Origin of the sequence: Pseudomonas sp. HY13-MNA-CIBAN-0226 (assembly GCF_040310305.1) — a bacterium.
GTDB lineage: Bacteria > Pseudomonadota > Gammaproteobacteria > Pseudomonadales > Pseudomonadaceae > Aquipseudomonas > Aquipseudomonas gregormendelii.
In genome coordinates, this window is record NZ_JBEOPS010000041.1 from 1 (window position 1) to 9965 (window position 9965).

Annotated in this window: 6 protein-coding genes and 1 rRNA gene; 3 read left to right on the forward strand and 4 right to left on the reverse strand. The window is 58.7% G+C overall.

Annotated features, from left to right (window positions below):
- Nucleotides 1-75 (forward strand): 5S ribosomal RNA (rrf, locus tag AAEZ05_RS30910); the annotation flags it as partial.
- Between the two features lie 87 nt (nt 76-162).
- Here rrf and AAEZ05_RS27505 read toward each other — a convergent pair.
- Together AAEZ05_RS27505 and AAEZ05_RS27510 are read right to left on the reverse strand one after the other, a co-directional pair.
- The gene (locus AAEZ05_RS27505) at nt 163-1167 is read right to left on the reverse strand and encodes a DUF4880 domain-containing protein (RefSeq protein ID WP_045060512.1); all 1005 of its coding nucleotides are present in this window, start codon (nt 1165-1167) and stop codon (nt 163-165) included.
- Nucleotides 1168-1286: 119 nt separating this feature from the next.
- Nucleotides 1287-1976 carry a GntR family transcriptional regulator gene (locus tag AAEZ05_RS27510; protein WP_045060511.1) on the reverse strand — a complete coding sequence of 230 codons (690 nt, stop codon included), beginning with the start codon at nt 1974-1976 and terminating at the stop codon, nt 1287-1289.
- A gap of 189 nt (nt 1977-2165) precedes the next feature.
- Between AAEZ05_RS27510 and lapG the strand changes: the two genes are divergently transcribed.
- Together lapG and lapD are read left to right on the forward strand one after the other, a co-directional pair.
- Complete coding sequence (gene lapG, locus AAEZ05_RS27515; RefSeq protein WP_350601558.1) at nt 2166-2858, forward strand: cysteine protease LapG; 693 nt, start codon at nt 2166-2168, stop codon at nt 2856-2858.
- Nucleotides 2859-2872: 14 nt separating this feature from the next.
- A complete protein-coding gene (gene lapD / locus AAEZ05_RS27520; RefSeq protein ID WP_350601560.1) occupies nt 2873-4819 on the forward strand; it encodes a cyclic di-GMP receptor LapD in 1947 nt (648 codons plus the stop codon).
- 73 nt (nt 4820-4892) lie between these two features.
- Here the strand turns inward: lapD and AAEZ05_RS27525 are convergent, their stop codons facing one another.
- Both AAEZ05_RS27525 and AAEZ05_RS27530 read right to left on the reverse strand, forming a co-directional pair.
- On the reverse strand, nt 4893-5231 hold the full coding sequence (locus AAEZ05_RS27525) for a hypothetical protein (protein ID WP_045060508.1): 339 nt from the start codon (nt 5229-5231) through the stop codon (nt 4893-4895).
- 147 nt (nt 5232-5378) lie between these two features.
- Nucleotides 5379-9965, reverse strand: a 4587-nt coding sequence (locus AAEZ05_RS27530; protein WP_350649687.1) for an immunoglobulin-like domain-containing protein, incomplete at its 5' end; no start/stop codon positions are given.

The following is a 9965-nucleotide window of genomic DNA, read 5'->3' on the forward strand; positions in this document are numbered from 1 at the left end:
GAACTCAGCAGTGAAACGATGCATCGCCGATGGTAGTGTGGGGTTTCCCCATGTGAGAGTAGGTCATCGTCAAGATTGAATTCCAAAACCCCTGTCTGCTAACGCAGACAGGGGTTTTGTCGTTTAGCGCCCTATGAATGCCACTTGCCCATCACCGATGACTCAGGCTTTGCCTTGCAGGGTGACCCACCAGCGCGTTCGGTAGTGCAACTGGACGGGAAGGGCGTGCGTCAGGGTAACGAGGAGCTGGTCAGTGTCGTCCAGACGGAATGCACCGGTGAGGCGTAGGTCAGCAATATCTGTGGCGCAGCTCAGGTGGCCATGCCGATGGCGGCCCAGCTCATCCAGGAAGTCTGCGAGACGCATATTTCGCGTAACCATCAGGCCGTCCACCCACGTACCTGGCTCCAGGTCAGGCGGTGACGCCATTGACGCTTGTTGGCGATCGACCAGGTAACTTTGCCCGGGACGCACCTCAATGGGCACGCCAGCGGCGGACACTGGTGAATGAATGATCACCTTGCCGGCCGTTACGCTGAGCCGGGTGCGGTTCGGTTCCTGAAGAAGGACATACCGGGCATCCACTCCCTCGAACAATCCATGAACACTTTGCACTCTTAACGGACGATCAAACGAGGCGGCTTGATCGATCCCGCCACAGGTCACGAGTATCTCGCCTCGGGTCAGTTTGATCAGTCGCTGATGAGGGGTGTAATCCAGGTCTGCCGAACTGGCGGTATTGAGCTCGAGGCGGGTGCCGTCAGGCAGCTGGAAACCACGCCGTTCGCCAGTGGTGGTGGCGAAGTCGCAGGTCCATTGTTGCCAGTGGTATGCGTCCTTGGCCAACCAGGCTGTCGAACCCAGCAGCAGCAAGCCGGAGAGCATCTGCAGGGCTTGCCGGCGGCCTACGCCCAAGGCACTGGCTGGCGAGGTATTCAAGTGATCCGGGGCGCCTGCTATGGCGCGCGGATCGCTGCTCAGCTCGGCCTGCAGGGATTTGACACGCTGCCAGGCCAGTTCGTGTTCCTGGCGCTCCGCGCGCCATACATCGCATTGCAGGCGCAGCCGGGGATTGCCAGCGTTGTTGCGCAAGCGCAGGAGCCAGTGGATAGCCTGTCTCACCACATGTTGATCAGGCACCTGTGCTGCCAACGGTGATGAAGACATGATGCGGCTGCCCGGATGTCACAATGATAATTAGTCGCATTGTCTTTCACCGGTAGCCAATTGCGCAACTGATCGCCACGCGTCTGTCGAATGACATCGGTCAAGCCTTCTTGGAACGGCTATTGCTCGGGGCTATTGAGATAACGCGTAATCACTTCCACCGCACGATTGAGGTGCTGTTCAAGCAAGCGCACTGCGCCCTCGACATTACGGTCCCCCACTGCGCGCAACAGCGCCCGGTGGTCCTCCTGGGACAATTCACCCAAGTTCATCGCCTCCAGATTGAAGCGCAGGAAGCGTTCCTCTTCATTCAGCCCGTCCTCCACCAGCCGCAACAGCCTGCGGTTGGGCGCTTTACTGTAGAGCGCCATGTGGAAGAGGCGGTTTAGACGACCGATCTCGGTAAAGTCGCGCTCTGTCTCGAGATCATGGATATGGCGCGCTGCCTGTTCAATGTCCTCCGCGGTAAGCAGAGGGATCGACAGACGCAGCGCTTGCGACTCCAGCAGAATGCGCAGTGCATAGGTTTCCACCGCATCGCCTTGGACAAGCGGCGCAACAACGGCGCCTTTGTGTGCGATGACGCTTAGCAGCGACTGCGCCTCAAGCTGACGCAGTGCTTCGCGAACCGGCATGCGACTGACCCCGAAGAAATCCGCCAGGTCTTGTTGACGCAATGCCGTGCCACACGGGATTCGGCCGTCGAGAATCGCCGAGCGCAAGGTCTCTTCAATCACTGCGCGGGCCATGTGTGCAGGGATTGGCGCGTTGATCTTGATACTGCCTAGAGGGTTGGGCTTTTGTGTCACAACGCACCCTGAATAAGTTTTAATGTGATTGGATCCAAATTGACACTAGAGACTGCCAGACAAGATGTCAAACCGGCGGCCGCGCTGAAAGCTTAGCGCGCTATCAGTGATCTCATCGTGCCATTGTCTTTTGTCGGGCTAACCTGCACCATCAACCGAATTCCACCTGCCTGATCTGGATGCCTCGCATTGGCGGTACGTTTCGCAATCCCTCGGACTTTGCGCTGGCTCTCATTCGCCCTGCTGCTGGCTGGCGTCATGCTGGGCGGCCTGCATGCCGATTGGGATTTCTCGCTGATCAGTCGCCGTGCCCAGGCATTGTACGGCCCCTTGGGCGAAGGGCAGCAACGCATTGACGCCTGGCAGCATTTATTGGCTACACAAAAGCAGGTCGGTGAACTCGAGCAGCTCAATTTGGTTAATCAGTTCTTCAACCGCAAAGTGCGTTATGTGGAGGATATCGACCTGTGGAACGAGGTTGATTATTGGGAGACGCCGGTCGAAGCGTTGTGGAAAGGCGCAGGAGATTGCGAAGACTATGCCATCGCCAAGTATTTCAGCCTGCGCCATCTTGGTGTTTCCAGTGACAAACTGCGCATCACCTACGTTAAGGCCCTGCGCCAGAATCGCGCGCATATGGTATTGACCTACTATTCGAGTCCCGAGGCAATGCCGCTGGTGCTCGACAGCTTGATCGATGCAATCAAGCCTGCCAATCAACGAACCGACCTGTTACCGGTCTACTCTTTCAACGCAGAAGGGTTGTACCTTCCGGGCGCCAAGGGCAATAAAAAAGTCAGCGACACCAAACGCCTGTCCCGCTGGCAGGATGTGTTAAAGAAAATGCAGGCCGAAGGTTTTCCGGTCGAGACGACTAACTAGGAGCACGCGCTCAGATGTCTTTGTTCAAACAGCTTTTGATCGCTATCTGTCTGTTCCTGGTAGTCGCTTTCACTGGCAGCTTCATGGTCAGCCTGGAAAGCTCGCGGACCCAATACGTCAACCAGCTGCGCTCCCACGCCCAAGATGCGGCAACGGCCCTGGCGTTGTCGCTGACGCCTAATATTGATGACCCGGCGATGGTCGAGCTGCTGGTCAGCTCGATTTTCGACAGTGGTTACTACGCCAGCATTCGGGTGATAGACGTCAGCAACGACAACGTCATCGTGGAACGCAGCGGCATTCCAGCGGTGACCAACGTGCCCGACTGGTTCGTCAAGCTGATCGGGCTGGAGCCCGCCGGTGGTGATGCCATCGTCAGCCGTGGCTGGGAGCAGGCGGCGCGGGTCGAGGTCGTCAGTCACCCGATGTTTGCATTGGCCAAGTTGTGGCAGAGCGCACTGGGCAGCCTGGGCTGGCTCCTGCTCTGTGGCGCCGTCAGTGCGGTGCTGGGTGCGCTGCTGCTGCGTCGGCAATTGAAGCCCCTGGACTACATGGTCAAGCAATCCCACGCCATTGCCCGACGTGAGTTTCTCAGCCTGCCGGACCTGCCGCGCACCCCCGAATTGCGACGCGTTGTCCAGGCCATGAACCAGATGGTCGAGAAGCTCAAGGCGCTGTTCCAGGAGCAGGCCGAGCGCAGTGAAAAGCTGCGCGTCGAATCGTATCAGGACACCCTCACGGGTTTGGCCAATCGGCGGTATTTCGAGATGCAATTGAACGCCCGGGTGAGCAACCCGGAGCAGGCCAGCTCGGGTTATCTGCTGTTGCTACGGGTGAAGGATCTGGCCGGTTTGAACCAGCGTCTCGGCGGTCAGCGCACCGACGAGTTGCTGATTGCGGTCGGCGAGCAGCTATCGCGTGAGTGCGCCAAGTATCCCGAGACTCTCAATCTGGTCACACGTATTCGCGGCGGCGAGTTTGCCGTGCTGGCCCCTGGGCTGGTCCGTGAAGAAGCGCTGCAACTGGCGCGTAACCTCGACAGCGCCCTGGCGAGCCTGCATGCCACCGGAGCCACCGATGTGGCCTCGGTTGCCTCCCTGGGCCTGGCACCGTTTGTCCATGGTGACTCACCGCAGGCGGTCATCGGGTTAGCCGACCAGGCACTGGCGCAGGCGGAAACACAGGGTGAGCCGAGCTGGGCCTGCCTGGATCACAGCGCTTCGTCCCGCGTCGCAGATGACCACCATGCCTGGCACAATCTGCTGGATCAGGCACTGACAAATCGAGGCCTGCAACTGTACTTCCAGCCGGTAGTCGCCAGTCAGGACCCGCAGCTGGTGCTGCACTACAAGGTGCTGTCGCGGCTGATTGACGATCAGGGCCAGACCATCCCTGCGGGGCGTTTCCTGCCCTGGCTGGAGCGCTTTGGCTGGACCGCGCGCCTGGACCGGCTGATGCTGGAATTGGTGCTGGAGCAAATGGCCGGTCATGACGAGTCACTGGCGCTGAACCTGTCTTCGGCCACGCTGGCGGATCCGCAGATGCTGAACAAGGTGTTCGAGATCTTGCGCGCACATTCGAACATGGGGCCGCGCCTGACCCTGGAAATCGGCGAGGAGCAGATTCCCGAGCAAGCCGTGCTCGAGCAATTGACCAAGCGTTTGCGTGAACTGGGCTTCTCCCTGAGCCTGCAACGTTTTGGCGGACGCTTCAGCATGATAGGTAACCTTGCACGCCTGGGCCTGGCCTACCTCAAGATCGACGGCAGCTACATCCGTGCGATTGATCAGGAGGGCGACAAGCGCCTGTTCATCGAGGCGATCCAGCGCGCAGCGCACAGCATTGATCTGCCGCTGATAGCTGAGCGGGTCGAGACTGAAGGGGAGTTGTCGGTGATCCGCGAGATGGGGCTTTATGGGGTGCAAGGGCAGTTGTTTGGTGAGCCCAAGCCCTGGCAGTAAACACTTCAGAAGCACAAAAGATCGTTCGAAGGCTCGGGCCGCGATCGGACGATCTTTTGCTTTGGCAAAGGTCCTAAATCAACCCCGTCTCTTCATCATCAATCAAGTGACTCAATCCACCCAACGCCTCACGCGCCTGGTTCCGGTCCATCAGCTTGGCCTGCGCCGCCGCCGGCAAGTCCGTCACCCGAATCACGCCTTTGCTGGTCAGCACCTGGATCAAGTCGTCGAGTACCCGGATCATTTCCAGGTCGCTCTGCTTGAGCTGTTTGAGGCTGACTTCCATCACTTCGTTGGCGTACCACGCCTGGATCTCATGATGATCCGCGGGCAGCGTCTCGGTGGCCTCGGCGTAAGCCGCCGCCTCCACGCGCACTAATTGGCCTTGCGCATCGCGTTGCACGTAAAACATTGAGCATCCCTCAGAAATGGACCAGCTTCATGCTGTCAGCAGCATAGGACAACTGCGCACGAGTATGCGGTGCGACGACGAAATCGTCACCGGGGTGATTGTCACAAACGTGACGGCCGCCCGGTTTGGGCGGCCATCCGCTGGCTATCAGCTGTTGTTGTGATCAACCTTGATGGTCGGATCGCTACCGGCAATCAGGTTGTGCAGGTTGGCGGTAGACCAGTTGTTGCCTTCGAGTTTGATCGTCACATCGGCCTTGGCAGCTGCTGCGTCATTACTGTTGAACTTGCCGGCAGAGTTCACTTCCAGGGACGACACGCCGCCCGCCGTGGTGATCTTCAGGAAGTTGTCGATGGTGCTACCGGTCTCGCCCTGCAACAAGTCACGCAGGTCGATACGGTCGCCTTCGGCGGCCTTGAAGTCCTTGATCACGTCGGTACCGGTGTCGCCTGCTTTCCAGACGAAGGTGTCGCCACCCAGACCGCCGATCAGGGTGTCGTCGCCTTTGCCACCCATCAGGATGTCATTGCCATCGCCACCGTCGAGCAGGTCGTTGCCGGTTCCGCCAAGCAGGATGTCGTTGCCATTGCCGCCGTACAGTTTGTCGTCGCCACCCTGGCCGAAGATGATGTCGTTGCCGGCACCGCCCAGCAGCGTGTCGTTGCCGTCATGAGCACCGGACACGTCGAACACTTTGTAGTTCTCGGTCACGAACTGGTGCACGTTGCTTGGGGTGACCTTGTTGGTTTCGACACCTGTTTCCTGGCCGACGAACGCTTGCAGTGCGGTGTAGCCCTCACCGGTAACGCCGTTGAAGCTCACCAGGTCGCCGAAGATGATGTCGTTGCCATCGCCGCCGTTGATGGTGTCGCTTCCTGGCAGTGTCGCCTCGTTGTGGCCGAGGATCGCGTTAGCCAGGTCATCAGGGTTGATGTTGGCCAGCGGTTTTCCTTTGGTCGTGTTGTACGGAGCCAGGTCGTTTTCGGTAACTGCGTTGTTCAAGCCAATGGCTTGTACGGTGGAGTTGGCGGCTGCGAACAGTGCCAGTGCTAGTCCTGCGTTAGTGGCACTGGCGCGATCGACCCTGCCTTGGCCGTCGTTGTAAGACAGTTCGTAAGTGCCATCCCCCTGCGCGTGAATCTTCAAGTCGCTGTCGATCTTCGAAGATTTCCAGTCGCCGGAACTGTCCTGGGTCCATTTGTAAACGTTGCCGCTTGCATCAACCAATGTCCGGAGTTTGCCACCGATCATCGTGTTGAACGCGGTACCAGGCTTGTAATCACCGGCCTTCATCAGGCTGTCGAGGTTGATGTCGCTGGTGTTGTTTGACCAGTAATCAACGACTTTTGGATTGACTACCTCATAGGAGGTATAGGCAGTTGGCTCACCATCGGTGATGAAGTAAGTCAGGTTAATCGCATTCGGGTTGCTCTTAGCGTCGGTGCTGTAGAACCAGTTGGCCGTGGTCTTGAATACGTCCTCGTAGTTAGTCCAGCCACCCTTGTTCATGCTATCGAGCACGGTCTTCAAGCTGTCTAGCGCCCCATTGACCGACAAGTCGACCGAAATCGATTTGTTCACCTGCGTATCGAAGTCCACCAGGAATACCTTAACGGTACCCGGGTTCTCGCCTTGCGATGTGGCGCTGGCGATCAGCGAGGTAAATACCGCTATCAGTGAGTTCTTGGCCGACGTCACAGAGGCCTCGCTCATGCTGCCCGAACTGTCGACCATGAATGCGATGTTGTAGTTCTGCCCCGGGATCGGCGTAAGCCCGGCGACGTCGGCTACGATGATGTCATTGCCAAAGGTGCCGTCCTGAACGTCATTGCCCGCAGTCAGCGTGATCGGGTTGTACGTCGCCGGGTAAATGGTGACCGGAATCGTCGCCGTACTCGAAGCCGAACCACCCAGTTGCTCGGTAGAAGTCGAGGTCACGGTCAGGTCGAACTTGCCATTGTAGTAAGCCGGTGGCGTCAGGGTCAGGTTGGCCAGGTTCCAGCCAGTCACTACCGCCTTGCCATCGGTGCCCACCGTCCAGCTGTGGCCGGCGTCGTCGCTCAGCACCATGCCTTTGGGGAAGCCGCCGATGGTCACGCTGAGGCTTTCCGAACCGTCGGTGTCGGTCAGTGCGGTGGTGATCTTCGACAGATGTACGCTGCCGTTCTCCGCGCCTTCGTTGAGCTTGTAGCCCTCGTAGTAACCTTCACCGTTAGCACCGTGCAGCTCGGACACCGTCACGCCGGATGCGGCCAGGTTGGCCACGCCGGTGTACAGCGGGATACCGGAACTGCTCAGGTCGACAGCGGCGGCGCCGTTGATCGACAGGTTGACGTCATAGCTGCCCGGGCCACTCTGGTTGTGGTGGTAGATGTCGATGGTGTAGTAGCCGCTGGTAGTCGGCTTGAAGCCTGTACCCGAGATGGCGCCACCTTTACCCCACAGCGCGCTGGCTACATCCTTGCCGCCAATAGTCACCAGCAGACTGTCGTCAGCGCTGCCGCTGAAGGTGTAAGTTTTGCCGGCTTCCAGGTAGATCAGGCCGGACGTTTTCGATGCGGTACCCACAGCGACATCGCCACTGGATTGCACGTTGGTCGAGGTGCTGGTGCTGTTCGGATTCTTCGCCGCATCAATCACCGACTTCAGGGTGGCCGTTGCCGCACCGCTGCCTACGCTGCCGTCATAACCTGCGCTCAAGCCGGACAGGTTGGTCCAGACTTCCTTGAGCAGGCCGGTCGAGGTGACTGCGTTGCTGTCCACAGTCAGCGTCGGTCTGTCAGCTACTGGGGTAATGTCGACTTTGAGTGTCGCTTCATTGCCCTGGTTGAAACCGTCGGTAGGCTTGAACTTGATCTGCGCGTAGTCAGCGGCCTTGTTGCCAATGCCAGTGCCGCCGTAACCGTCAGCACCGGACTCGTTGCCCACTGGTACAAACTTCAAATTGCCGCCGGCGATATCCGCCTGGCTGATGACCTGGCCCGCCGCGACCTTCACCCAGCCAGCCGCACCGTTGAACATCAGGTCACCGCGACCGGCGATGTCCGTGATGGTGATGCTCAGAGGGCTGTCGTTATCGACATCGGTGGTTTGGAAGTTGGCCCACGTCAGCACCAGGTCAGTGTCTTCAATACCGGTAACACCGCCGCTTACAGCAACCGGTGCATGGTCGTTGTCGACGATGGTGGTGGTGACGCTGGTTTTCGCAGGGTCGATCGCGATGTTCTCGAAATTACCGCCAGCGACGCTGTCGATGGTGATCACGAAGTTCTCGGAACCTTCCACCAGTTTGTCGTTGATGGTCGAGATGTCGAAACCGACGCCATTGCTGTTGGCCGGTATCTTGACCGTGACGACACCGTTGAAGTCAACGTTGTTAGTCGCTGTGCCGCTGTATTTCAGGGTGACAGTGACTTCGCCGTGGGCAGTGTTGCTCAGGTTCAGCGTGTAATGCGCTGTCTGGCCTTCAACGACTGAAGCATCGCCAGTGATGCCCACGGTGACTTTGTCGCCTTGGCCTGCAGGCTCGTCGGTGATGGTAGTGGTCAACGGGGTCTTGTCGAGGGTCAGCTGTTCAAACTTCACGCTGCCGCCGGAGACGGAATCGAGCTTGTTCACCAGCGCAGTCTGGCCGCCGGTGTAGACGTCATCCGCGATCGGCACCAACAACGAGCCGGAGCTGGCGTTGGCGGCGATGTTGACGATCTTGCCATCGCTCAGGGTGAAGTTCATCGCATCGTGGCTGTTGATCGGGAGGCCATTGATGTTGGTCAGGGTCACGGTATAGGTGATCTGGCCGCCTTCGGCCACCGTGGTTTTATCCACGGTCAGCTTGGCGATGACTTCGCTGGTGGTGTCGTTGATGGTTACCGACGCTGGGCCACCGATCACTGGGTTTTCCAGTGCAGCGCCATTTGACGTGGCGCCGGTAATGCTCAGTTGTGCGGTGCCGCCGTCTTTGTAGACGTCGTCGCCTTGCGGATCGAGGGTGTGGACCTTCTCGGTTTCACCAACAGCAAAGACCACGGTTTTACCGTTGCTCAAGGTCACAGTGACCGGTTGCAGCTGAGCTTTGTCGAGCTTGATGGTGAAGGCGGCACCCTGGTTTTCCAGGACTGGGCCGTTACCGGTGATGGTGATGCCGACGGCATCGCCTTGACCGGTAGGTTCGTCAGTCACGGTGGTTTGAACCGCGTTATCGCCCAGAGTCAGTTTTTCGTAGGTGTCCGCACCGGTGACCGATATCAGTTTGTTGATGATGGCTGGTTGACCACCGACCGCGATGTCATCGGCTGCCGTGATGGTGGCTTGGCCAGTGACGCTGTTCGCCAGCACTTTAATCAAGGTGCCATCGGTGAGCTTGAAGGTCAGCTCAGGATGGTTAGTCAACGGCAGACCGGTGCTGGTGGTCAGGGTCACGGTGTAAGTGACTTTGCCGCCTTCGGCCACAGTGGTTTTGTCTGCGGTCAGGGTCGCAAACACTTCACTGGTGGTGTCGCCGATGATGACCGAAGCTGGGCCACCGATGGTTGGGTTTTCCAGCTGCGCGCCATTGGAGGTGGCACCCGTGATGCTGAGTTGCGCAGTGCCGCCGTCTTTGTAGACGTCGTCGCCTTGCGGATCGAGGGTGTGGACCTTCTCGGTTTCACCAACAGCAAAGACCACGGTTTTACCGTTGCTCAAGGTCACAGTGACCGGTTGCAGCTGAGCTTTGTCGAGCTTGATGGTGAAGGC

Bases quoted from the DNA above. Each gene is read 5' to 3' on its own strand.
- lapD (WP_350601560.1), top strand. From the start codon at position 2,873: ATGTCTTTGTTCAAACAGCTTTTGATCGCTATCTGTCTGTTCCTGGTA.
- AAEZ05_RS27505 (WP_045060512.1), bottom strand. From the start codon at position 1,167: ATGTCTTCATCACCGTTGGCAGCACAGGTGCCTGATCAACATGTGGTG.
- AAEZ05_RS27525 (WP_045060508.1), bottom strand. From the start codon at position 5,231: ATGTTTTACGTGCAACGCGATGCGCAAGGCCAATTAGTGCGCGTGGAG.